This window comes from Streptomyces racemochromogenes, assembly GCF_039535215.1.
GTDB lineage: Bacteria > Actinomycetota > Actinomycetes > Streptomycetales > Streptomycetaceae > Streptomyces > Streptomyces racemochromogenes.
Genome location: NZ_BAAAWT010000001.1, coordinates 387588 through 410376 on the forward strand (window position 1 = coordinate 387588; position 22789 = coordinate 410376).

The 22789-nt window shown below is 76.3% G+C and carries 18 protein-coding genes and 1 pseudogene; 12 read left to right on the forward strand and 7 right to left on the reverse strand.

Annotated features, from left to right (window positions below; genetic code table 11):
• Positions 1 to 6: 6 nt before the first annotated feature.
• Positions 7 to 1551: an IucA/IucC family protein gene (locus tag ABD973_RS01875; RefSeq protein ID WP_386382139.1), complete on the forward strand. Its 1545-nt coding sequence runs from the start codon at positions 7 to 9 to the stop codon at positions 1549 to 1551.
• A 56-nt stretch (positions 1552 to 1607) separates the two neighbouring features.
• Positions 1608 to 2270 carry a class I SAM-dependent methyltransferase gene (locus tag ABD973_RS01880; protein WP_345497941.1) on the forward strand — a complete coding sequence of 221 codons (663 nt, stop codon included), beginning with the start codon at positions 1608 to 1610 and terminating at the stop codon, positions 2268 to 2270.
• Positions 2271 to 2461: 191 nt separating this feature from the next.
• Here the strand turns inward: ABD973_RS01880 and ABD973_RS01885 are convergent, their stop codons facing one another.
• Complete coding sequence (locus ABD973_RS01885; protein WP_345497943.1) at positions 2462 to 2830, reverse strand: PLL family lectin; 369 nt, start codon at positions 2828 to 2830, stop codon at positions 2462 to 2464.
• Between the two features lie 379 nt (positions 2831 to 3209).
• On the opposite strand from ABD973_RS01885, the pseudogene ABD973_RS01890 reads away from it, so the two are divergent.
• The 4 genes and pseudogenes from ABD973_RS01890 to ABD973_RS01905 all read left to right on the forward strand — a co-directional run.
• Positions 3210 to 3788, forward strand: a pseudogene (locus tag ABD973_RS01890) (AfsR/SARP family transcriptional regulator); the annotation flags it as partial.
• Positions 3789 to 5255: 1467 nt separating this feature from the next.
• Positions 5256 to 7043: an NB-ARC domain-containing protein gene (locus ABD973_RS01895; RefSeq protein WP_345504425.1), complete on the forward strand. Its 1788-nt coding sequence runs from the start codon at positions 5256 to 5258 to the stop codon at positions 7041 to 7043.
• Between the two features lie 111 nt (positions 7044 to 7154).
• Positions 7155 to 8765: an FAD-binding oxidoreductase gene (locus ABD973_RS01900; RefSeq protein WP_345497945.1), complete on the forward strand. Its 1611-nt coding sequence runs from the start codon at positions 7155 to 7157 to the stop codon at positions 8763 to 8765.
• 46 nt (positions 8766 to 8811) lie between these two features.
• Positions 8812 to 10074: a hypothetical protein gene (locus ABD973_RS01905; protein ID WP_345497947.1), complete on the forward strand. Its 1263-nt coding sequence runs from the start codon at positions 8812 to 8814 to the stop codon at positions 10072 to 10074.
• Here the strand turns inward: ABD973_RS01905 and ABD973_RS01910 are convergent.
• Positions 10028 to 10423 carry a hypothetical protein gene (locus ABD973_RS01910; RefSeq protein WP_125823505.1) on the reverse strand — a complete coding sequence of 132 codons (396 nt, stop codon included), beginning with the start codon at positions 10421 to 10423 and terminating at the stop codon, positions 10028 to 10030. The genes ABD973_RS01905 and ABD973_RS01910 overlap by 47 nt on opposite strands.
• An 85-nt stretch (positions 10424 to 10508) precedes the next feature.
• Between ABD973_RS01910 and ABD973_RS01915 the strand changes: the two genes are divergently transcribed.
• Both ABD973_RS01915 and ABD973_RS01920 read left to right on the forward strand, forming a co-directional pair.
• Entirely contained in the window at positions 10509 to 11900 is a 1392-nt protein-coding gene (locus ABD973_RS01915; protein WP_345497949.1) for a sensor histidine kinase, read from the forward strand.
• Positions 11897 to 12577, forward strand: a complete 681-nt coding sequence (locus tag ABD973_RS01920) for a response regulator (RefSeq protein WP_125596412.1) — start codon at positions 11897 to 11899, stop codon at positions 12575 to 12577. Before ABD973_RS01915 ends, ABD973_RS01920 begins: the two co-directional genes overlap by 4 nt.
• A gap of 44 nt (positions 12578 to 12621) precedes the next feature.
• Here ABD973_RS01920 and ABD973_RS01925 read toward each other — a convergent pair whose 3' ends face one another.
• The 4 genes from ABD973_RS01925 to ABD973_RS01940 form a co-directional block, all read right to left on the reverse strand.
• On the reverse strand, positions 12622 to 13968 hold the full coding sequence (locus ABD973_RS01925) for an XrtP-associated glycosyltransferase (RefSeq protein WP_345497953.1): 1347 nt from the start codon (positions 13966 to 13968) through the stop codon (positions 12622 to 12624).
• Between the two features lie 12 nt (positions 13969 to 13980).
• Positions 13981 to 15135, reverse strand: a complete 1155-nt coding sequence (wecB, locus tag ABD973_RS01930; protein ID WP_125823503.1) for a non-hydrolyzing UDP-N-acetylglucosamine 2-epimerase — start codon at positions 15133 to 15135, stop codon at positions 13981 to 13983.
• A gap of 225 nt (positions 15136 to 15360) precedes the next feature.
• Entirely contained in the window at positions 15361 to 16062 is a 702-nt protein-coding gene (locus ABD973_RS01935) for a response regulator transcription factor (protein WP_345497956.1), read from the reverse strand.
• Positions 16059 to 17222: a PAS domain-containing sensor histidine kinase gene (locus ABD973_RS01940; protein ID WP_345497958.1), complete on the reverse strand. Its 1164-nt coding sequence runs from the start codon at positions 17220 to 17222 to the stop codon at positions 16059 to 16061. Before ABD973_RS01940 ends, ABD973_RS01935 begins: the two co-directional genes overlap by 4 nt.
• 183 nt (positions 17223 to 17405) lie before the next feature.
• Between ABD973_RS01940 and ABD973_RS01945 the strand changes: the two genes are divergently transcribed.
• Both ABD973_RS01945 and ABD973_RS01950 read left to right on the forward strand, forming a co-directional pair.
• Positions 17406 to 18581: a UDP-N-acetylglucosamine--N-acetylmuramyl-(pentapeptide) pyrophosphoryl-undecaprenol N-acetylglucosamine transferase gene (locus ABD973_RS01945; RefSeq protein WP_125596401.1), complete on the forward strand. Its 1176-nt coding sequence runs from the start codon at positions 17406 to 17408 to the stop codon at positions 18579 to 18581.
• Positions 18582 to 19525: 944 nt separating this feature from the next.
• Positions 19526 to 19768, forward strand: a complete 243-nt coding sequence (locus ABD973_RS01950) for a hypothetical protein (protein WP_125823500.1) — start codon at positions 19526 to 19528, stop codon at positions 19766 to 19768.
• Positions 19769 to 19869: 101 nt separating this feature from the next.
• Here ABD973_RS01950 and ABD973_RS01955 read toward each other — a convergent pair whose 3' ends face one another.
• The gene (locus tag ABD973_RS01955) at positions 19870 to 20286 is read right to left on the reverse strand and encodes a cupin domain-containing protein (protein ID WP_345497961.1); all 417 of its coding nucleotides are present in this window, start codon (positions 20284 to 20286) and stop codon (positions 19870 to 19872) included.
• A gap of 231 nt (positions 20287 to 20517) precedes the next feature.
• Here ABD973_RS01955 and ABD973_RS01960 point away from each other — a divergent pair, with 231 nt between their 5' ends.
• Together ABD973_RS01960 and ABD973_RS01965 are read left to right on the forward strand one after the other, a co-directional pair.
• On the forward strand, positions 20518 to 21561 hold the full coding sequence (locus ABD973_RS01960) for an alpha/beta hydrolase (RefSeq protein ID WP_125823498.1): 1044 nt from the start codon (positions 20518 to 20520) through the stop codon (positions 21559 to 21561).
• Positions 21558 to 22784: an acyltransferase family protein gene (locus ABD973_RS01965; protein ID WP_125823497.1), complete on the forward strand. Its 1227-nt coding sequence runs from the start codon at positions 21558 to 21560 to the stop codon at positions 22782 to 22784. The genes ABD973_RS01960 and ABD973_RS01965 overlap by 4 nt, the downstream gene beginning before the upstream one ends.
• The last annotated feature ends 5 nt before the right edge of the window (positions 22785 to 22789 follow it).

Consider the following 22789-nt stretch of genomic DNA (forward strand, 5'->3'; position numbering starts at 1 on the left):
GGACCCCTGGACCGCAGCAGGCATGTTTCCCCGCCCGACCCCGGGCACTCCCCCGCCACCGCCGCCGAGGCGGCCGCCGCGCTCGCGCTGGCCGGCGTACGGCCCGGGCTCGGGGCCGCGTACGAGGCCTCGCTGGACGGGGCCCGCTCCGCCGTGCTGACCCGGCTCTGGCGGGCGCTGGCCTTCGAGCCGCTGCCGTGGGTGGCGGGCCGCGAGCCGGGGCCGGACTCCCTCACCCTGCTGCTGGCCGACGGCCGGCGGCTGGAGGGGCCGCGCCCCGACCCGTACGCGACGGGCTCGCGCGTCGCCGAGGTCCGGCTCGACGGGCGGCCCCACCGGCAGGCGGCCCGGCTGGTCGAGGCGCTGGGGGTGCCGCACGGCGCCGCCTTCGCCGCCGAACTCGACGACAGCACCGCCTCCCTGGCCCTGTCCCGGGCGGGGCAGCCGGACGGGGAGCGGGCGGAGCCGGCGGCCGGGTGGGAGTGGGAGCAACGGGTGGTGGACGGGCACCCGTACCACCCCAACTGCCGCTCCCGGCCCGGATTCACGGTGGCCGAGCAGTTGGCGTACGCGCCGGAGCACCGGCCGGTGGTGGAGCTCGGGCTGGTTCCCGTACGGGCCGCGGAGTGCCTGGTCGCCGGCCGGTGGCCGGAGCACCTGCGCGACGGGGACCGGATCCTGGTGCCGGTCCACCCCTGGCAGGCCGAGCACGTCCTGAAGGGCGAGGAGGTCCTGCCGGGGTTCGCCGCGCACCCGCTGATGGCGCTGCGCACGCTCGCCCCGGCGGCGGGCGGCCCGCACGTGAAGACGGCGCTGAGCACCCGGCTGACCTCCTCCGTCCGGGACATCTCCGCGTACTCGGTGGAGACGGCAGCCGTGGTCTCCTCGTTCGCCCACGCGCTGACCGAGCGGCTCGACGGCCGGCTGCACGTCACCCGCACGCTGGGCGCGGCCACCGCGTACAGCCCGGACCTGGCGGCGGTCCTCCGCGAGCCCCCCGAGGCGTACGCGGGTCCCGGCGAGCGGGTCGTGCCGGTGGCGGCGCTGGCGGGCACGGACCTGGCCGGGTCCGCGGCCTGGCGGGCCGCGTTCGCCCGGCTGGCGCTGTCGGTGTGCCTGCGGGTGCTGGACCTCGGGGTGGCGCTGGAGGCCCACGGGCAGAACCTGCTGGTGGTGCTGGCGCCCGACGGGAGCCCGCTGCGGCTGGTCTACCGCGACCTGGCGGACATCCGGATCAGCCCGGCCCGGCTGGCCCGGCACGGCCTGCCGGTGCCGCCGCTCTCCGGGCGGCTGGTCACGGACGACGGGACGGCGCTGCGGCGCAAGCTGTTCGGCTCCCTGGCGGCCGGGGCCCTCGCCTCGACGGCGGGCTCGGCGGAGGCGTTCGCCGACTGCCTGGCGGCCGGGCTGGACGCCGCGGAGCCCACCGCCGACGCGGACGCGCTGCGCAGCGGGCCGCTGCCGGTCAAGGCGCTCACGCTGATGCGGCTGAGTCCGGGGGTGCCGGGCGACCAGTGGGCGGAACTGCCGCCGCCGCTCGCCGGGGGCTGACCGGCGTCGGGCTGCCGGGGTGAGCGGGGCTGCCGGACGGGCTACTGTTCAGGGGCATGACACAGACCTCGCGGCTCAGTGCCGTCCAGGCGTCCTACGACACCGTCGCGGCCGACTACGCCCGGCTGCTGGACGGCGACCTGGAGGGCCGGCCCCTGGACAGGGCGCTGCTGAACGCCTTCGCCGAGTACGTGCGCGGCGGGGGCGGCGGGGCGGTCGCCGACCTGGGCTGCGGCACCGGCCGGGTGACGGCTTATCTGGACGGCCTCGGCGTACGGGCCTTCGGCGTCGACCTCTCCCCCGCGATGGTGGCGGTGGCCAGGCGCAGCTATCCGGGTCTGCGGTTCGAGGTGGGCCGGATGGCCGGGCTGGACATGGCGGACGGCGTGCTGGGCGGGGTCCTCGCCTGGTACTCCACCGTGCACACCCCGCCCGGGGAACTGCCCGCCGTCTTCGCGGAGTTCGCCCGGGTGCTGGCGCCGGGAGGCCATGCGCTCGTCGCGTTCGCGGCGGGGGACGGGCAGCGCCGGCTGGAGCACGCCTACGGGCATCCGGTCGACCTCGACGTGTACGGGACCCCGCCGGAGCTGATCGCTTCGCTGCTCGCGGGGGCGGGCCTCGCGGAAGTCGCCCGCACGGTCCGGGAGCCCGGCGCCGACGAGCAGGACCCCCAGGGCTTCCTGCTGACCCGCAAGCCCCCGCGGGGGGCTGCGGGCTGAGCCGCGCGGGTTCCTGCCGCCCCGCAGGGCCCGGCGGGGGCTGTGGGCTGAGCCGCGCGGGGGCGCCGCGGGCGCGCTCGGGAAACCGGGGGCGGCTCCGGACGCGCCTGGTGCGCGGGCTGGCCCGCGTGCCGGGGCGTTGCGGGGCCGGGCGGGCCCGCACGGGTGGCTCCGCCGTCCGCCCGGTGTCGTCAGCTCTGCCGGCCGGTCCAGCTGCCGCTGTTCAGGCGGTGGCGGAACCAGAGGTCGCCGTCCCTGCCCACGGCGGAGATCGTCGGGTTCCAGGTGTGGTTGCCCTCGATGCGGACGCCGCCGCGGACTTCGCCGCCCATCGACTCCCAGCCGGACCAGCCGCCGCTCGTGTTGCCGTAGCGGGTCCACACGGCGAAGTCGGTGCCGACGATGAAGACCTGTCGCGTGCCGTCCGGGAAGGTCTGCCAGGCCTCCCCGTACTCGCAGACGTAGTCGCCGCCGAGGCCGGACACGTGGCAGGAGCCGGCCGCGGCCGGGTTCCGGGCCGGGCCGGGGCCGCCGACGCCACACCGGTCAGTCGGCCGCACCGGGCACCCGCCCCCACGGGGCGGGGAGGACGGGTGTCCGGTGTGGGCCTCCCCCGACGAGGAACAGCGTTCCAGCGCCCGCAAACGCGGCCCTAACGCCGGGCTAAGGAACCGCCGCCGGATCCTTGCGCCACACTGTCGTCCGAGTGCCCGTCCGCGCGTCGTCACAGGTACGGGCGGTGCGGGGCGGTTGCGCGGGCCGGTGACGATTGGCCGGGATCCCCCTCATCCACCGAAATACCGAGACATATGCTCGGGCGGGGAAAAGCAGATGGAAGGGGCATGCATGCGGTTCCGCGTGCTGGGGACGGTCTCCGCGGTGGCGGAGTGCGGGAGGCCCGTGCAGTTGGGTCCCGCCAAGCGGCGGAGCCTGCTGGCGATGCTCCTGTTGCGGCCCAACGCGGCCGTCGGGGTCGACCGGCTGACCCGGGCGCTGTGGGACGAGGACCCGCCCCGGCACTCCCGGACGGTGCTACAGGGTCACGTCTCGCGGCTACGGGCCCTGCTCGCCGAGCACGGCGCCGCCGACCACGGCGTCGAACTCCTCACCCAGGGGCCGGCGTACGCGCTGCGGCTGCCCGAGGCCCGGGTGGACGCCCACTGCTTCGAGCGGTTGCACCGGGAAGCCCGGGAACAGTGCGAACCGGCCGACACGGTACGGCTCCTGCGGGACGCGCTCGCGCTGTGGGAGGGGCCCGCGCTGGGCGGGACCGTGGGCGGGCCCCTGCTGGAGGCCGCCGCGCACGGGCTGGACGAGCTGCGGCTGGCCGCCGTGGAGGAGCTGGCCGGGGCGCACTCGCTGCTGGGCGAATACGCGGCGGCGGCGGCGCTGCTGCGGGTGGAGGCCGTGCTGCACCCGCTGCGGGAGCCGCTGATCGCCGCGCTGATGCTGGCGCTGGGCCGGTCGGGCCGGCAGTCGGACGCCCTGGACTGGTACCACCGCACGCGGGAACTGCTCGCCGAGCAACTGGGTGTCGACCCCGGAGCGGTGCTCTCGGACGCGTACACCGCTCTGCTCCGCTCCGCGACGCCCCCCGGTGCGGCCACAAGGCCCCCAGCCCGGCCGGGCCGTGGAGCCGGCGGGGCCGCAGGCCCGGGAGTCGGCGGACCCGGGCGGCAGGCCGGGCCGGCGGGCACGGCAGGCAGCGGAGCCGGGCGGCAGGCCGGGGCGGCGGGAATGGGAGCCGCCGGGACCGGTCCCCGCCCCGGAACGTCCGAGGTGGCCGGGGTAGCCGGGACGCCCGGGACGCCGGGGGGATCCGGGACGCCCGGGACCGTAAGGGCCACCGAGGCCACGAGCGCAGCCGAGGCTGCGGGGGCGGCAGGGGCGGCAGGGGCAGCGGGGGCCGCAGGTACCACCGGTGCCACGGATGATGCCGGGACGTCAGGTGTCCCCGGGGCCAGGGGGGTCACAGGGGCTGCCGGGGCCACAGATACCCCCGGCATCATGGGGGCCGCCGGGACCCCCGGGGCCACGAGTACCGGGGCCGCGTGTACCCCCGGAACCACAGGGACCCCCTGGGGCACTGGCGCTGCCGGGACCCCGGATGCCTCCAGAGACGAAGGGGTTGGGGGTACTGCCGGGGCCGGTGGAGTCGTAGGGGCTGCCGAGGGCGTACGGACCCCCGAGGCCGACGGAGCCGCAGGGGTGGCGGGCACTCCCGGAGCCACCGAGACAGCAGGCACCCCTGGGGCGGGGGGTACCGGCAGCGCTGCGGGGAACCCTGGGAGACCCGCGCAAACAGGCACCGCCGGAGCCACCGGCACCCCTGAGGCCGCGGGTACTCACAACCCCGCGAGGACCCCCGAGGCACTCGGGGGCACAGGCACCGCCGGGACCACCGGCACCCTCGAGGCCGCGGGTACTCACAACCCCGCGAGGACCCCCGAGGCACTCGGGGGCACAGGCACCGCCGGAGCCACCGGCACCCCCGAGGACGCAGGTACCCACAATCCCGCGAGGACCCCCGGGGCATCCGGGGGCACAGGCACCGCCGGGACCACCGGCGCCCCTGAGGCCGCGGGTACTGGCGGCCCCGCGAGGACCCCCGGGGCATCCGGAGTCATTGGCCCCGCCGGGGCCACCGGCACTCCCGAGGCCGCGGGGACTACCGGCGCGGCGGGGACCCCCCGGGCCGTAGGCCGCGGCGGGGCCGCGGACGGGGCCACAGGGGCCGGCAGGACCGCAGGTACCCCCGGGGCACCCGAGGCCGCGAGTACTACCGGGGCCGAGGGGTCCCCCGGGGCCATAGGGGCCCCCGGGGCCATAGGGGCCGTAGGGGTCACCGGCACCCCCGGCACCCCCGGGGCTCGGTATGGGGAGGCGTTTTCGTGGGGGCGGGACTCGGTGGGGCCGCAGTTGTTGCCCCGGCGGCCCGGGGGGTTCACGGGGCGCGGCGGGGAACTGGCGGCGCTCGACCGGGCCGTGGCAGCCGGCCCCGGCCCCGTCGTCATGCTCACCGGCAGCGCCGGCGTCGGGAAGACCGCGCTGGCCCTGCACTGGGCGCACCGGCGCCGCGCGGACTTCCCCGACGGCCGGCTCTTCGCCGACCTCCACGGCTACAGCCCCATCCCCGCCCGGGACACCACCTCCGTGCTGCGCGAGTTCCTGCTCGCGCTCGGCCTCCCCGCCGAGCGGATGCCCGACTCGCCGCAGGCCCTCGGTGCCCGCTACCAGGAGCTGACCGCCGGGCGCCGGATGCTGGTCGTGCTCGACAACGCCCGTGACTCCGCGCAGGTGCGGCCGCTGCTGCCCGGCGGCGACGACTGCGTCACCCTCGTCACCAGCCGCAGCCGGCTCGGTGAGCTGGTGGTCTCCGACGCCGCCCGCCCCGTGCCCGTGCGCGAGCTGCCCGCCGCGCAGTCCACCGAGCTGCTCGCCGCCGTGCTCGGCCCGGAGCTGGTCGCGGCCGAGCCGGAGGCCGCCGCGCGCCTCGCCGGGCTGTGCGACGGCCTGCCGCTGGCGCTGCGCGTGGCGGCGGCCCGGCTCGCGACCCGCCCGCACCAGGGGCTGGCCGCCTTCGCGGGCGAACTCGCCGACGAGCACACCCGGCTGGACCTGCTGAACGTGGGCAACACCGGCGTCGCCGCCGCGCTCCGCCTCACGCTCCAGCACCTGCCGGAGCCGGCCCGGCGGATGTTCCACCGGCTGGGGCCGCACACCGGGGCCGCCCTCGACGTCCGCACCGCCGCCGCGCTCGGCGGCTGCCTGCCCAGTCAGGCCGCCGCGGCGCTGGACCAGCTGGCCGCCGCCCAGCTGGTGGTGGAGGCGGGCCCGCAGTCCTACGTACTGCACGACCTGGTGCGGCTCTACGCCCGCAGCCTGTCGCCGGGGCACGACCCGGAGGGGCTGCTGCGGCTGCTCGACCACTGGCTGCGCACGCTCCTCGCGGCCTGCGCCGCCGCCGAGCCGGGCAGCGAGCCCTGCTGTGCGCTGCCCGACGGGGTCCGGCGGGCCGCCCCGGTACGGCCGTTCGCCGACCGCGCGGACGCCCTGGCCTGGTTCTCCGCCGAACGGGACGCGCTGCGCGGCGCGGTCGAGTCGGCCGTCGCCGCCGGGCTGCACGACCGGGCCTGGCGGCTGGTGCTGCTCCAGTGGCCGCTGATCGTGTGGCAGGTCCGCGACGGCTGGGTGCCGTTGCTCGAACGGGCGCTGGCCTGCGCCGAGGCCGACGGCGACCCCGGCGCCCAGTCCCGTACCCGGGCCCTGCTCGGCTGGGTGCTGTCGGAGGAGGGCCGCCCCGAGGAGGCCCTCGCGCAGCTGGAGCTGGCGCCGGACCTCGCAGCCCTGGCGGGCGACGCCAACGCGGAGGCCATCGCCCGGATCAACCTCGCCGTGGCGCTCGTACGGGCGGGGGAACGTGCCCGGCCCGCGGAGTTGCTGGGCGCGGCGCTCTCGCTGGCCGAGCGGGCGGCCCGGCCGGACACGGCCGCCCTGGCCCTCCAGCACCTCACGGAGCACCTGCTGACGGTGGGAGCGGCCGAGGCGGCCGCCGACCACGCGGTCCGGGGCCTGGCGCTGGTGGCCCCGCCGGCGGCGGCGCCCCGACGGGTGGTGCTGCGCACCCTTTACGGCGAGGCTCTGGCCGCGACGGGCCGCAGGGGCGAGGCGGTGCGCCAGCTCGACGACGCCGTGCGGGAGGCGCGGGCCCACGCGTACGAGGAGGGCGAGAACGCGGCCCGTGCGGCGCTGGCCGCGCTGGCGGAACGTTAAAGCCGGTCGGGGGGCCGCCCGCGGGCGCGGCCGTGGTCCGTTCGGGCGGGAAGCGGCGCCCGGCGGGCCCGCCTGCTCGGCGATCGGGCCCGGCGGTGGCAGGAAGGAGGAATGAGCCTTCCACGCCGCCGGATTCTCGCGAGTACGGCAGCCGCCGTGCTCGCCGCCACCGGGACGGGCGCGCGGGCGGACGGCGCGCGGACCGCCGGCGCGCGGACCGGCGGCGGGCGGACCGGCGGCGGGCGGACCGGCGGCGGGCGGCCAGGTGCGCGTTCCGCGGGCGGGGCGGGGCCCGACTTCGGGGCGCTCGGCCGTGCGATGGACGGCCGGCTGGTCCTTCCGGGGGACGCGGACTACGCGGAGGCCCGGCAGCTCTTCCAACCCCGCTACGACACCGTCGCGCCCGCGGCGGTGGCCTATCCCGCGCACGCCGGGGACGTGGCCGTCTGCCTCGACTTCGCCCGGCGCTCCGCCGCCGCGGTGGTGCCGCGCGGCGGCGGCCACAGCTACGCGGGGTGGTCGACGACCGCCGGCGCGCTGGTGGTGGACACCGGGGCGATGGCCGCCGTCACGGCCGACGGCGACGAGGTGCGGGTCGGCGCCGGGGCCCGGCTCGCGGAGGTGCACGAAGCCCTCGCCGCGCGCGGCCTGGGCGTCCCCGCCGGGCTGTGCCCCTCCGTCGGCATCGCCGGGCTGGCCCTCGGCGGCGGGCTGGGGCTGGGCTCGCGGGCGTACGGGACGACCTCGGACCGGCTCTCGGGCGCCCGCGTGGTCACCCCGGACGGGGTGGTCCGCGAGGTCGGCGCCGACCGGGACCCCGACCTGTACTGGGCGCTGCGCGGCGGCGGGGGCGGCAACTTCGGCGTGGTCACCGAGCTCCGGCTGCGCACCCATCCGGTCGGGGACGCCGCGTACGCCGAACTGCACTGGCCCGCCGGGGACTCCGCGGCGGTGGTGCGGGGCTGGCAGCGGTGGCTGGGCGGGCTGCCGGACCCGTTCTGGAGCCAGGTGGAGTTCACCGTGGAGGCGGGGCGGGAGTCGGTCCCGGCCCTCCGGGCGGTGTGCCTGGACGGGCGGGCGGAGCTGGAGCGGGAACTGGCCCGGCTGACCGGCCTGGTGGGCCGGGAGCCGCGGGACGCCTGGTCCGCCGTACGCGGTTACGGGGACACCGTGCGGGCCATGGCCGGCTGCGCGGACCGCGGCGCCGGGGAGTGCCGGCTGCCGGGGCGGCTGCCCGGCCGGGATCCGCGGGGGCGTCTGGGCCGGGAGTCGTACGCGGCCCGCTCCGACTTCTGGGACGGCGGGGGCCTGCCGGACGCCGCGGTGGCGGCGGTGCTCGCCGCGATCGGGCGGTACGGGCGCGAGGTGCCGGGCGGCGGGTTCGGGGTGGTCCAGCTCGACGGGGTGTGCGGCGGGGCCGTCAACCGGGTGCCCGCCGCGGCCACCGCGTTCGTGCACCGGGACAGCGCCTTCCTGGCCCAGTACCTCGCGTACTGGCCCCGGTCGGCGGCGCCCGCCGAGGTCGTGCGGCACCAGGGCTGGCTCGACGGACTGTGGCAGGACCTGCGCCCGTGGGCGGGCGGCCGCGCCTACCAGAACTACGCCGACCCGGGACTCGCCGGCTGGCGCGGGGCCTACTACGGGTCCAACCTCCCCCGCCTGGAGGAGATCAGGCGTGCCTACGACCCGGGCAGGCTGTTCCGCTTCCCCCAGGCCGTCTAGGCGGCGTCTTGTGGATCAGGCCGGTCACGACAGGAGCGAGCGAGACATGCGACGTTTGTTGACGGTGGTGACGGCCGCGGCCGCGGCGGCCGCCGCCCTGATGCTGCCGGGCGGGGCACTGCCCGTCGCGCCGGCGGAGCGGGCCGAGGCCGCCTCCGAGCGCTGGTCGGCGCGGGAGGCCACGGCCTTCTGGACGGAGGACCGGATGGCCTCCGCCCTGCCCGTGACCGAACCGGAGCCGGGCTCGGGCGCCGTCCCGGCCTCCGGTCCCGGGCCGGCGGCGGCCGGTCCCGCGTCGCCGGGGCCGTCCCCGGCGACGGCCCCGTCCCCGGCTGCCGACCCGGCCTCGCCGGCCCGGCCGGAGGCGCCGCCCGCGCCGGCCTCCCCCGATGCCGCCGTGCCCGCTCCGGACGCCGCCGTGCCCGCTCCTGAGGCACCCGACGCCGCCGTCCCCGGCCCGGCGTCCGCCACACCCGCGCCGGCCGCACCGGCACCGGCACCGGCACCGGCACCGCCGACCGAACCCGCCGTGCCCGTACCGGCGCCCGCGCCGAGCGGGTCCGACAAGGCGGCCGTGCCGGCCACGAACGGCGTCGGGCAGGACTTCGACGGCATCCCGGTCGTCGGCCGGATGTTCGTCATGCAGGGCGGCGGCGCCTACTTCTGCACCGCCAGCGTGGTCTCCTCCCCCAGCCGCGACATGGTGCTCAGCGCCGCGCACTGCCTGCTCGGCACGGACACCCGCCAGGTGGCCTTCGTACCGCAGTACACGCGCGCGAAACCGCGCCCGTACGGCCTCTTCCCCGTGCTGCGGGACGCGGCGGGCCGCTCGAAGGTGTGGATCGCCCCCCGGTACCGCACCGACGGGCCCGATCGGGCGGCCACCCTCGACGTGGCCTTCGCCCAGGTCGGTCCGGGCTCCGACGGCCTCCCGGTGGAGGACGTCGTCGGCGGGAACCGGCTCGTCACCGGGGCCACCTTCAACCACCCCAAGGTCACCCTGATCGGCCATCCGGCGGCGGCGGCCCGCCCGCGCGTGTGCGTCAACAAGACGACCAAGTTCACCAGCGGCGACCCGAAGAGCCCCGGCTCCTTCCTGCGGATCGACTGCACCGGCTATCCCGGCGGGACCAGCGGCGGCCCCTTCCTCGCCCGCTACGACGCGCAGACGATGACCGGGGACGTCGTCGGGGTGATCGGCGGCTGGAAGACGGGCGGGCCGACCGCGGACACCTCGTACAGCTCCTACTTCGGGGCGGAGATCAGGAAGCTGTACCAGACGGCGGTTGCCGGGGCACTGGTGCGGTGACCACCCGCTCCCAGCGGGTGCGGCGCGGGTTGCCGACCGTACGGGGCGTCGCCGGGACGCCCGCGGCGGTCAGCGGGTCGGCCGGGGAGAGGGCGAGCTGGCGGCGCAGGTCCGCCAGGGCGGCGTGCACCGGCGCGAGGATCACCTCGGCGCGCGGGTGGACGTACGCGAGGGCGTGCGCGGTGGTCTCGATGGTCTCGGCGGCGTCCTCGGCGGCGGTCCGGCTCCATCCGCCGGGCCCTCCCCCGCTCCAGGGCGCGACGGCGTCGTAGAGGTGGCAGGCGGCGTCGGCCGCGGCGTCGGCCCGTTCACCGACGCCCGGCCCCGCGATGGTCGGCAGCAGCTCCATGCCCGCTCAACGAGCGGGACGCGCCGGGGGAACGAGACCCTCGCGGATCCCGCCCAACGGCGCGTGCGCATAGGCTGGCGGGATCATGAGCCTGAGAGTGCGCAAGCCCGTCGGCGGGAGAAGGCCGGACGCGGGGCCGGCGACGGCCGGCGCGGCCCGTGAGCCGCGGCCGTCCGTCGGGTGGGACCGGTTCGCGCGGGCGCTGCGGACGCCCGCGCGGGCGGGCGAGCCGTTGCTGGCGCGGGCGGCCAGCCCGTGGCTGCGGATGCTGCCCTTCGCCGTGATGGGCGTCTTCGTGGTGTCGCTGCTGCCGGTGACGATCGCGGTGCTGACCAACGACTACGGCATGGGCGGCGGCCTGGCCGGGGCCCTGGGCGTGGCGCAGACGGTGCCGCTGCTGCTGGCGGTGTCGCGTCCGGTGGCCGCCTGGGGCGCGGTGCTGCTCGCGGACGTCGTGGGGGCGGTGCTGCTGCTGGTGGGCGCGGACCGGGTGGCGGGGCAAGCCTGGCCGTGGACGCCGATGGTGGTGGTCGGCTACCTGGCGCTGATGGTGTGCGTGGGGCTGCGCGAGCCGGTGCGGACGCTGGTGCGGGTGGGGCTGGTGACGGGTGCGGCCGGGGTGGTGCTGGGGTTCTTCGCGCCGGCCGGGGTGACGAACACGGTGGCGCTGCTGTTCGTACTCAGCGGCTGCGTGCTGGCCGTGACGGGCGCGCTGCGCGGGCTGGGTGACGCTCGGCAGCGCGTCGCCGAGCAGGAGAGCATCAGCGAGGCGGAGCGGGCCCGGCGCACCCTGCTGGAGGAACGGGCGCGGATCGCGCGGGAGTTGCACGACGTCGTGGCCCACCACATGTCGGTGATCACGGTGCAGGCCGACTCCGCCCCGTACCGGCTGTCCGGCCTGGAGGGGCCGGTGCGGGAGGAGTTCGCGGCGATCGCGGCCAGTGCGCGCGAGTCCCTCGGCGAGATGCGGCGGCTGCTGACGGTGCTGCGGGGCGACTCGGGCTCCGACGGCGCGGAAGGCGACCGGGCGCCGCAGCCGGGCATCGCGCGGATCCAGCAGCTGGTGGAGGCGACGGTGCGGGCGGGGCAGCCGGTGGAGTGCTCCCTGGCCGCCGCTCTGGCGGACGCGCCGGTGCCGCCGGCGGTGGACCTGTCGGCGTACCGCATCGTGCAGGAGGCCCTCGCCAACGTGGTGCGGCACGCCCCGGGCGCGCCGGCCCGCGTCTCGGTGACGTACTCCGCGCAGGACGGGGAGGTGCTGGTGCTGGTCGTCAACGGGCCGGCCCGGGACGCGGTGGTGGAGCTGGAGCGTTCCGGGACGGGGCACGGGCTGGTGGGGATGCGCGAACGCGTACGGTTGACCGGCGGGACGCTGGACGCCGGCCCGCTGCCCGAGGGCGGTTTCCGGGTGGCCGCCCGGCTCCCCCTCGACCCGCCGCCCGACCCCGTCGCCTCCCGCACCGAGGAGCCCAGTTGACCATCCGCGTGATCATCGTCGACGACCAGGCCATGGTCCGGGCGGGGTTCGCCGCGCTGTTGTCGGCGCAGGCCGACATCGACGTGGTGGGCGAGGCCGCCGACGGCCGCCAGGGGATCCGGGTCTCGCGCACGGTGCACCCCGACGTCGTGCTGATGGACGTACGGATGCCGGAACTGGACGGGCTCTCCGCGGCCCGCGAGCTGCTGGACCCGCCGCCGGGGGTGACGCACCGGCCGAAGGTGCTGATGCTGACCACCTTCGACATCGACGACTACGTGTACGAGGCGCTGCGCGCGGGCGCGTCCGGGTTCCTGCTGAAGGACGCCCCGCCGGCGGACCTGATCGCGGCGGTCCGGGTGGTCGCCTCGGGCGAGGCGCTGCTCGCGCCGTCGGTGACGCGCCGGCTGATCGCGGACTTCGTCCGGCAGCGGCCGGCCCCGCGCAGGGATCCGGCGCTGCGGCTGAACGGGCTGACGCCGCGCGAGACGGAGGTGCTGGAACTGATCGCGCGCGGGTTGTCGAACCAGGAGATCGCCGCGCACCTGGTCCTGGCGGAGCAGACGGTGAAGACGCACATCGGCCGGGTCCTGGGGAAGCTGGACCTCCGCGACCGGGCCCAGGCGGTGATCTTCGCGTACGAGGCGGGCCTGGTCCGCCCGGGCGACGCCGCCTGATGCGTGGTGGCGGTGCCTGGTGGCCGGTGCCTGGTGGCGGGTGGCTAGTGCTCCAGGGCGACCGGGCCGGTGGTGACGGGGTCGGCGTTGCGGCGGGTCTTGGACCAGCCGGTGCGGCCCCGGAGGATGCGGACGAAGGCCCGGGCCGCGACGGGGAAGAGGTGGTAGGCGTACAGCCACAGGGCGACGCCCCACAGGAGCCCCCGGGCCCGGGAGGCGTCGGGGGTGAAGTCCCTGCGGTAGACCGGGCCCCACAGGAGGAAGGGCAGCACCGAGAGCACCGCCAGGCCGAGCGCCAGGGGCCACCAGGCGAGGGCACCGGTGAAACCGTTCAGGGCGAGGACCGCCAGCAGGACGGCGGAGAGCACCAGGGAGAAGAGGTGCGCCAGCGGCTGGCCGAAGGTGTACAGGGTCTCCAGGACGCCGCTGCCGGTGTAGTGGCGTGAGGAGAGGATGCGCGGGGCGTAGCGGACGCACTGGAGGTTGCCCTGGGCCCAGCGGGTGCGCTGGGCGAGCAGGCGCCGGGCGTGCGGCAGGCCTTCCTGGGACACCCAGGTGTCGGCGACGTGGCTGATCCGGTGGCCGGTGAGGATCATGTGGAGGCCGAGTTCGTAGTCCTCCAGCAGGGCCGCCTCGCGCCAGGGGCGGCGTTCGGCCTCGGCGATCCGGTCCAGCGCCGACAGGCGGGTGAACTGGCCGTTGCCGCCGAGCCCGACCGATCCGGTGCGGGCGCGCAAAAGTTGCATGCCGGCGTTGGACACGGCGAACTCCATGTCCTGGACGCGGACCAGCAGGCGGGCGAGGGCGTTCGCGGCGCGGCCGCGGTCCGGCAGCGGCCGCGGGTCGTCGACGTTGCGCATCCGCACGCTGACCTGCACTCCCCCGGTGTCCGGGTGACCGAACCCCTGGGGGCCGCTGACCAGGGACGGGGCGGCGGGGTCGAGCCGGCCGTCGGCGTCGACGACGCAGACGACGATCCGCTCCCGGTCGGCGCCGGGGCCGAGCAGCTCGCCGAGTTCGCGGTACGCGGCGTTGAGCGCGGCGCCCTTGCCGGTACGGGCCTCGGGCCGGAACCGGCTCACCAGGTGCAGCTGTACGTCGTCCTCGGCGAGGGCGGCGACGATGGCGCCGGTGCGGTCGTCGCTGGCGTCGTCGACCACCCACACGTGGGCGTACGGGAAGTCGGCGCGGAGCCGGGCGACGGTGGTGGCGACCACGGCCTCCTCGTCGCGGCAGGGGACGAAGAAGTGCCAGTCGAAGGCGGCCGGATCGCCCGGTTCGGTCGCCGGCCGGTTGCGGTAGGCGTGCCGGGATCCGGCGGCGTAGAGGAGGAAGCCGGCGAGGAGGAGGAAGGGGAAGAGGAACAGGAGGAGGTGGTCGGTGTGCGGCACGGGGGCGGGTCCTCAGGCGGCGAAGGGCCGGGCGGCGGGGGCGGACGCGGTGGCGGCGGGGGCGGGGGTGGCCGGGCGGGCCAGCAGGGCGGCGATCCGGCGCGAGGCCAGGCCGTCGCCGAACGGGCTCGGCAGCGCGGCGAGCCGCTCGCGCAGGGCCCGGCCCTGGCCGAGCCGCTCGCGCGCGGCGGCGCCGAGCTCCGGTCCGGGGCGTACGAGGGTCGCGAAGTCGGCCATGGCTTCGGGGCGTTCGGTGGAGTTGCGGACCACGACCAGCGGGCGGCCCAGTACGGTCGCCTCCTCCTGCACCCCGCCGGAGTCGGAGACCAGCAGCGCCGCGTGCCGGGCCAGCCCCAGGAACTGCGCGTAGCCCAGCGGCGCGGTGACCCGCAGTGCGTCCAGGGCCCCGGCCAGGCCCTCGGCCTCGATCCGGGCCCGGGTGCGGGGGTGCAGCGGGAGGACGATCGGGAGGGTCCGGGCCAGGCCGGCCAGTTCGCCGAGCACGGCGCGCAGCGCGGCCGGGTCGTCGGTGTTCTCGGGCCGGTGCACGGTGGCCAGTACGTACGCGTCCGGGTGCACGCCGAGCGGGGCGAGCAGGGCGTCGCGGTCCCGCGCACCGGGCAGGTGGGCGCGGACGGCCTCGACGACCGTGTTGCCGGTGAGTTCGATCCGGTCGGCGGGCAGGCCCTCGGCCAGGAGGTTCTCCCGGTTCTCGGGGGTCGCCGCGCACAGCACGTCGGCGAGCCGGTCGATCAGCACCCGGTTGTGTTCCTCCGGCATGGCCCGGTCGTGGCTGCGCAGCCCCGCCTCGACGTGGACCAGGTGCAGGCCGCGGGCGTTGGCCGCGAGGGCGCCGGACAGGGCCGCGTTGGTGTCGCCCTGGACGACGACCGCGCGGGGCCGGTGCCGGGTGAAGAGCTCGTCGAGCTGGGCGAGGCCGGCCGAGATCTGCACGGCGCGCGGCCGGCCGCCGATGCCCGTCAGGTACGTCGGCTCGGGAAGGCCCAGTTCGCCCAGGAAGCGGCCGGACATGTCCTCGTCGTAGTGCTGCCCCGTGTGCACGAGCCGGGCGGCGGGGCCGAGCAGCCGGCACAGCTCGGTCAGCTTCACCAGTTCGGGACGGGTCCCGAGGACGACGGCGATGCTGCGCGGGGGCAGGCCGGTCATGCGGAGGCTCCTTGCGGCCGGACGGGGCGGGACACCCCGGAGCGTGGGGAGCGGGGGTTGCCGCACACCGCCGTACCGGTTGCCGGACGGTTGCGATCACGGACGGCGGGGCGGCTCGGGCCTTTCGGCCCGTGCCGGCGGGGCCTTTGCGCCCCGCCGGGGGCGGGCCCTACGTCCCGGGCCTGGGCGACGGGACCGGCAGCGGGACCGGGACCGGCAACGGCCTCAAGGCCGCTCGTCGCGTTCGTCGCCCTGGTAGCGGTAGCCGAGTCCGCGCACCGCCTCGATGGGGTCCTCCGCGTGGCGGCCGGCGGCCTGCTGGATCTTGCGCCGGACCCGCAGTACCGCGAACTTGACCCGGTCCCGTCCCAGGCCCGCCGGGTCGTCCCACACCTGGACGAGCAGCTGGTCCGTGGTGACGACCCGCCCCCGGTTGCGTACGAGCGTCTGCAGCAGCCGGTACTCGATGTCGCTGAGGCGGATCTCGGCGCCGTGCCAGAGGACGGCGCGGCGCTCGGGGACCAGGTGCAGCGCGGAGTCCTGCCGGTCCCCCGCCCAGCCCGGCCGTCCGGCGCGGCGCAGGAGGGCCTCGATCCGGGCGAGCAGTTCCTCCTGCCCGAAGGGTTTGGGCAGGTAGTCGTCGGCACCGGCGCGCAGCCCCCGTACCCGGTCCGCCTCCTCCCCGCGGGCGGTGAGGAGCAGGACCGGGAGGTCGGTCAGGTCCCGGGTGCGTTCCAGCACCTGCCAGCCGTCGAGCTCCGGCAGGCCGATGTCGAGGAGCATCAGGTCGGGACGGTCCGCGAACAGGCGGCGCAGGGCCTCCCTGCCGTCGGCGGCGTGCCGGACCTCGTACCCGGCTCGGCCGAGGAGGGCGCGCAGGGCGGCGGCGAGGTCGGGGTCGTCCTCGACGAGGAGGATCCGGCTCACGGGACGACGGCGCCGGTGTCGGCGCCGGTGTGGGGGCCCGGCCCGGCGACGGGCAGCCGTACGGTGAACACGGCTCCGCCCTCCTCCCCGCCGGGGGCGTCGGCGACGAACAGGTCGCCGCCGTGGCGCCGTACGATGTCGCGGCTCAGCGCCAGGCCGAGGCCGGTCCCGGGGTATCCGCCGTTCTCGGCGTTGGGGGCGCGGACGAAGCCGGAGAAGATCTCCTCCCGGTAGTCGGCGGGCACCCCGATGCCGGTGTCGGCCACGTCGACGGTCCAGTGGTCGCCGTCGACGGCCGAGGTGACGGTGATGGTGCCGCCGGGCGGGGTGAACTTGGCGGCGTTCTCCAGCAGGTTGGCGAGGACGTGTTCGAGGCGGAGCTCGTCGCCGTGGAGGGGCGGGCCCGGAGCCGCGTCGAGGACGACGAACACGCCGGCGGCCTCGGTGGTCGCGATCCGGTCCAGGACGGCGTGGGTGAGCATGCGCGGTACGTCGACCTGGCCGAACTCCAGGTTCAGCTGGGGTGCGCGCATCCTGGTGGTCTCCATCAGGGTGGTGATCACCCGTTCCATGCGGCGGGCGTTGCGGTGGACCGCGTCGAGGAACTCGCGCTGCTCCGCGGTGAGCGGGCCGGAGACGGGATCGGCCAGCAGTTCGCAGAAGCTGATGACGGAGGCGAGCGGGGTGCGCAGGCTGTGCGAGGCCAGGGCGACGAACTCGTTGCGCTGGCCGGCCAGTTCGGCGAGGGTCCGGTTGTCCCGTTCGAGGGCGTGCGCGCGGCGCTTCTCCTCGGTGACGTCCTCGGCGGTCCACAGCGAGCCGAGCAGGTTGCGGTCGGGGTCGTAGAGGGGCTCCACGTCGCGGCGGATGATCCTGCCGTCCTTCAGGGGGATCTCGGCGGTCCGGTGGATCCTGCGGGCGGCGATCGCGTGCGCGGTGTCGACCACCCAGGCGGGGCGTTCGGCGAAGGTCGCGCAGACCGCCTCCACCACGGGGCCGAGGGGGGCACCGGGGGTGTGGGCGACGCCCACGGCGTCGAGGCCGAACATGTCGGTGAAGCGGCGGTTGACGGCGATCACCTGCTCGTCCCCGCTCTGGACGATGGCGGCGCGCGGCAGTGCCTCCAGGACGGCCTGCACCTGGGCCGGGGCGGTGTGCACCCCGCCACGGTACGCCGGGACCCGTGACCCGGCGGTGAGGACACCCCCGGGGCGGTCCGAGCGGCGGATACACCCCAATAGACCCCATTCCTGACAGTTGACGGCCGGTGTGTCCGCCGGTCCGGTCCGCGTCGGGCCACCCGGCGCCGCGGCCCGCTCCACCAGGGCGGTTAGGGTGGCCGGGTGAACCTTTCTTCCGCGCTTCCCCGTTCCTTCCGGCTGCTCGTCACTGGCGGGGGGACCGGTGGGCATACCTACCCCGCCCTGACCGCGATCCGTACCCTGCAGGGCCGTCTCGCGGCCGCCGGCAGCACGCTGGACGTGCTGTGGATCGGAACCGCCGACGGCCTGGAGGCCCGGGTCGCCCCCGCCGAGGGGATCGCGTTCAAGACCGTCGCCACCGGGAAGATCCGCCGTTCGGCGAACCCGCTGAAGATGCTGTCCGCGGCGAACATGAAGGACATGGCGAAGGTGCCGCTCGGCGTGGCCCAGGCCCGGACGATCGTGTCCGAGTTCGCCCCCGACGTGGTGCTCGCCACCGGCGGGTACGTCGCGGTGCCGGCCGGACTGGCGGCGCGGATGTGCAAGCGGCCGCTGGTGCTGCACGAGCAGACCGTGCGCCTGGGCCTGGCCAACCGGAAGCTGGCCGGGTCGGCCACCCGCATCGCCGTGTCCTCGGAGTCCTCGCTGCCGCTGCTGCCGGCCGAGGTCCGCGAGCGCGCCGTCGTCACCGGCAACCCGGTCCGCCCGGAGGTGCTGTCCGGGCACCCCGACAAGGCCGTGCACGCGCTGAACCTCACCGGTTTCGACCGCCGCCTTCCGACCGTCTACGTCACCGGCGGCGCGCAGGGCGCCCAGCAGATCAACGGCGTGGTGCGCGAGGTGCTGCCGTGGCTGCTGAGCCACGCGAACGTGATCCACCAGTGCGGCCCGGCCAACGTGGACGAGCTGCGCTTCGCGGCCGCCGGCCTGGACCCGGTCCTCCAGGGCCGCTACCACGTGACGGGCTTCGTCGGCCCGGAGCTGCCGGACGTCCTGGCGCTCGCCGACGTGGTGCTGTCCCGGTCCGGGGCCGGCACGCTGGCCGAGCTCACGGCGCTGGGCAAGCCGGCGGTGTTCGTCCCGCTGGCCACCTCGGCCGGCAACGAGCAGGCGCACAACGCCCAGCACCTGGCCGACGCGGGCGCCGCCGTCGCACTGCTCGGCGAGGTCACCGCCCAGCACCTGGCCGACGCGATCGGCCCGCTCCTGACCGACCCCAACCGCCGGGCCCACATGGCCGACCGCGCCCGCGCGTACGGCCGCCCGGACGCGGCCGACCGCCTGGTCGACGTCCTCCTGGAGGCAGCCGCCCGCTGACGCGCGCAACCGGCCTCCCGGAAGCCCTTTCCGGGAGGCCCCTGTGACAGACCGCCGGTGACCGCACCCGGCCCGCCTTGGAGGCACCACCCCGGCGACCCCGCCCTCGGCCAGGGCCCGGGTCAGCCGCTCGGCCGCTCCGTCACGAGGCGCAGACCTGTGTCCGTCGTCGCGCCGGGACAGGCCGTCGCCGAATCTTTCGTCGCCCCATCACATATTGCAATTTCAATCGCATTTGACGACTTGCCGTACCGAACGCAGTCGTACGTTCGAAGAGTAGCCGACTTTCCGCTGCCGCCAATCGGTCAGCTTCTCCTGGATCGACTACCGCCCGTCTTCCATCTCGGAGGATCAAGCGAGCGACTTCAATGAACAAGTGCGGATCACCACGGCGGATGGCGTAGTTACCCTGGTGGCAAAGGCCAATGCCACAGCAGTCTCGGGCGTGAGCAAGGACGGATTCGGGGTCGAGGGGAGAGCACGCGGGAGTGGCGTCGTAGGGGTGAGCGAAACCTGGATCGGCGTCTACGGGGAGTCAACAGGCGGAGCGGGAACAGACGCTGTACGCGGACAGGGCAAGGGAAGTACCTGCGGGGTCGCAGGCCACAGCGAACAGGGCATCGGCGTCTACGGCAAGGGCCAGCAGTACGCCGCGAGATTCGATGGCAGGGTCCTGGCTTCAGGAAATGTCAGAATCGAGGGCAACCTGGAGAGCACCAATCAAGTAAGCGCGAAAACCGGGTATTTCCCCGATGAGGTGAGCTCTTACAAATTCAGCGCGCTGGGCGGCGACTATGCGGAGACCTTTGCGTCGGAAGACGATTTCGAACCGGGTACCGTGCTCGTCATCGGAAACGAAGGTCTCCTCACACCCTGCGGCACGCAATACGACACGCGCGACCGGAGTCGTATCAGGGGCCGGCGGCCTCAACCCTGGATCCGTCATGCAGAGCAACCCCGACTCCGAGCACCACGTAACGCTGGCACTCGCAGGGCAGGTCTACGTCAAAGCAGACCCTCAGTACGGGGCGATCTCCACGGGGGACCTCCTCACGACCTCACCCACCGAGGGGTGCGCCATGCGCGTGTCCGACCGCGGGCAGGCAATCGGGGCCATCCTCGGGAAGGCCCTGTCGTCACTCGAAGGCGAACCCGGGCTCCTGCGCATGCTGGTGACGCCGTCCTGAGCGCCGTGCCGGAGGCGCCGTGCCGGAGGCGCCGTGCCGGAGGCGCCGTGCCGGAGGCGCCGCCCGGGGCTCGTCACACGGCGGGGCACGTCAATGGCGTGTCACTTCGCTTCGACCGTCACCTTCCACGGCGTGATCACCGAGGGACAGACCCGGCCCGCGTCGGGGCGGCAGCTTCGTTGCGCGGTGATGGTCGCGGCGCCGTCCTGTTCCGCCTGGAAGGCGGCCGACGCGTCTCCGTTCGGCGCCGTGCGTCCCGCCGTCCGCCGGAACACCGTGGAATCGCCGGACGTCGGCGTGCTCCAGGTCCAGGTGAGTCCGTTCTCGCGGTAACCGGTGAGCCGGACTTCGATTTCGTCACCCGGGTTCGCGACTAGGGTGCGGCCGTCGTCCGAGTTCGTGAGCACGATGCGCTGTGCCAGCTGAGCGGCCGGCGCTGCGTGCGTGGTGGCGGGAAGGGAGAGGGGGACGAAGGCCAGGGCGAAGGCGGCGGCCCGGCGGGCGAGGGTGCTGGTCACGAGCTTGGTTCTATCGGCCCTCCGCGTCCTCGGGAAGGTCCGTCATCCGATCAGGTGGCCACCTTCACCCGCAGGAACGCCTCCGATGGCGACCCGCCTCCTCCACCCCCTACCGGGGTATGACATCCGGCTTGGCTCCACGGTCCGACGTGCGGCCGGGTACCTGCTTCCTACCTTCCTCCTCGGCAACGGCCCGGCACGGGGGCCGGCTCGAGGAGAGGGGGAAGGGGCATGCGCCGCTTCCGTAGGACGGTCGTCGCGGCAGCGCTGGCGGTGGCCGTGGTGGCGGGGACCGCCGGATGGGCCGCCGGGGACAGCCGGCCGGCCGTCACCGGGCCGCCGCCCGGGAGTGCCGCCTGGCGGGCGGGGTCGGCCGGGGGGCGGGCGCTGCCCGATCCGGAGGCGGCCTCCCCGTACGAGGTGGCGCGGTTCTTCGCCGCCCTGGACGGGGACGCGCGCCGGGAGCTGGTACGGGCCCACCCGCTCGTGGTCGGCAATCTGGACGGGGCGCCGCTCCCCCTGCGGTACGAGGCCAACCGGCTGGCCGTCCTCGCGACGGGCGAGGCCCGCTACGCCTCCCTCGCCGGACCCGGCCGGCGGATCCTGGCCTTCGACCCGCGCGGGCGGGGCCAGGTCGTGGAGGTGTTCGGGGACCTGGAGCGCGCGGCGCACGTCTCGGTGGTCGTACCGGGGTCGGACAACGACGCCGGCACGCACGACGCGGCACGGGCCCCGCACACCGGACCGGCCGGGATGGCCCGCGCGCTGCGGGGGGCCGCCGGCGACGGGACGGCCGTCATCGCGTGGACGGGCTACACCACCCCGGTGGGGGTGGGCCTGGACGCGGCGACCGGGCGGCTGGCCGGAGCGGGGGCGGTCCGGCTGGCCCGGTTCACCGCCGGGCTGGACGCGGTCGGGGCTCCCGATCCGGTGCTGTTCTGCCACAGCTACGGCTCCGTGGTGTGCGGCCTGGCGGCCCGTCACACGGACGCCTCCGACGTCGTCGCGCTCGGTTCCCCGGGCATGCGCGCGGACACGGCGGCGGGCCTCGGCACCCGGGCCCGCGTGTGGGCGGCACGCGGGCCCTCCGACTGGATCGCGGACGTGCCGAACGTCGAGTTCGCGGGCCTCGGTCACGGCGCCGACCCGTCCTCCCCCGCCTTCGGCGCGCGCCGGGTCCCGGCCGGCGACGTCCGGGGCCACACCGGCTACTTCACGCCGGGCACCCGGTCCCTGGCGGCGTTCGCCGTGATCGCGAAGGGGGAGGTCCGATGAGCGCGGTGGCGCTGCTGCGGGGCGCGGCGGAGCGGATCGAGCGGCGGACGCCGGCCCACCGGGACCGGGCGGTGGACGGCCTGCGGGCGCTGGCCCTGCTGGCGGTGCCCACGGGGCACTGGCTGCTCGGCGGATTCACCCTCGACGCGGAGGGCGGCCTGCACAACGCCAGCCCGCTGTCGGCCTTCGGCGCCCTCGCCCCGGCGAGCTGGGTGCTCCAGATGCTCGGCGTCTTCTTCCTGGTGGGCGGCTACGCGTCGGCGCTCTCCTTCGGCCGCCGCACCGGCTCGACCGGGGCGTGGCTGAAGGGGCGGATGGTCCGGCTGGGGCGGCCGGTGCTCGGGGTGACGGTGGTGTGGGCGCTGGCCGCTCCGGTGCTGTACGCGGCGGGCGTGCCGGAGGCCACGTTGCGTACGGGGGCCACGCTGGTGGTGCAACCCCTGTGGTTCGTCGGGGTGTACGCGGTGGTCACGGCCCTGACCCCGTACTGCGTGCGGGCGGCGGGGCGGCTCGGCGGGTGGGCGGCAGCGCCGCTGCTCGGGTCGGTCGCGGTGGTGGACTTCCTGCGGTACGGGCCGCTGTCCGGGGCGGTGCCGTCCTGGCTGTCCGTGCTGAACGTGCTGCCGGGCTGGATGTTCGCGTACCAGCTGGGCGTGGCGTGGGCCGGGCGGCGGATCGGGCGGCGCGGGGCGTGGCTGCTGCTGGCGGGCGGGGCGGCACTGTTCGCGGTGCTGCTGCTCGTCTTCCACTACCCGGCGTCGATGGTCGGGGTGCCGGGCGAGGCGCGGACCAACTCGCATCCGCCGTCGCTGCTGGTGCTGGCGCTGGCCTCGGCGCAGTCGGGGGCGGCGATCCTGCTGCGGGACCGGCTGGCGGGGCTGCTGGCCCGGCCGGTGCTGTGGGCGCCGGTGGTGGTGGTCAACCTGTCCGCGATGACCGTCCTGTGCTGGCACCAGACCGCGATGCTGGCGGCGGCCGTCCCCGGCGGGCTCGCGGGCGCGGTGCCCGGGCTGACGACGGCGCCCGACACCCTCGGCTGGATCGCGGCACGGGCGGCGTGGATGCCGGTGTTCGCGGTACTGCTGGTCGTCATCGCCCGGTACGCCCGCCGGTTCGAGACCGCCCCGGTCCCTTCGCGGGGCCGCCTCGCCCCGGCGGTACGCCGCGCCGTGGCGGGGCTGCTGGCCGCGGGCTTCGCCGTCTTCGCCCTGGGACTCGCCTGAGGGGT

Excerpts from the sequence above, each read along its gene's own strand:
- ABD973_RS01950 (WP_125823500.1), top strand. The coding sequence starts at position 19,526 with ATGCAGAGCAACCCCGACTCCGAGCACCACGTAACGCTGGCACTCGCA.
- ABD973_RS01905 (WP_345497947.1), top strand. The coding sequence starts at position 8,812 with ATGCGACGTTTGTTGACGGTGGTGACGGCCGCGGCCGCGGCGGCCGCC.
- ABD973_RS01960 (WP_125823498.1), top strand. The coding sequence starts at position 20,518 with ATGCGCCGCTTCCGTAGGACGGTCGTCGCGGCAGCGCTGGCGGTGGCC.
- wecB (WP_125823503.1), bottom strand. The coding sequence starts at position 15,135 with ATGACCGGCCTGCCCCCGCGCAGCATCGCCGTCGTCCTCGGGACCCGT.
- ABD973_RS01910 (WP_125823505.1), bottom strand. The coding sequence starts at position 10,423 with ATGGAGCTGCTGCCGACCATCGCGGGGCCGGGCGTCGGTGAACGGGCC.
- ABD973_RS01900 (WP_345497945.1), top strand. The coding sequence starts at position 7,155 with ATGAGCCTTCCACGCCGCCGGATTCTCGCGAGTACGGCAGCCGCCGTG.
- ABD973_RS01915 (WP_345497949.1), top strand. The coding sequence starts at position 10,509 with ATGAGCCTGAGAGTGCGCAAGCCCGTCGGCGGGAGAAGGCCGGACGCG.
- ABD973_RS01880 (WP_345497941.1), top strand. The coding sequence starts at position 1,608 with ATGACACAGACCTCGCGGCTCAGTGCCGTCCAGGCGTCCTACGACACC.
- ABD973_RS01965 (WP_125823497.1), top strand. The coding sequence starts at position 21,558 with ATGAGCGCGGTGGCGCTGCTGCGGGGCGCGGCGGAGCGGATCGAGCGG.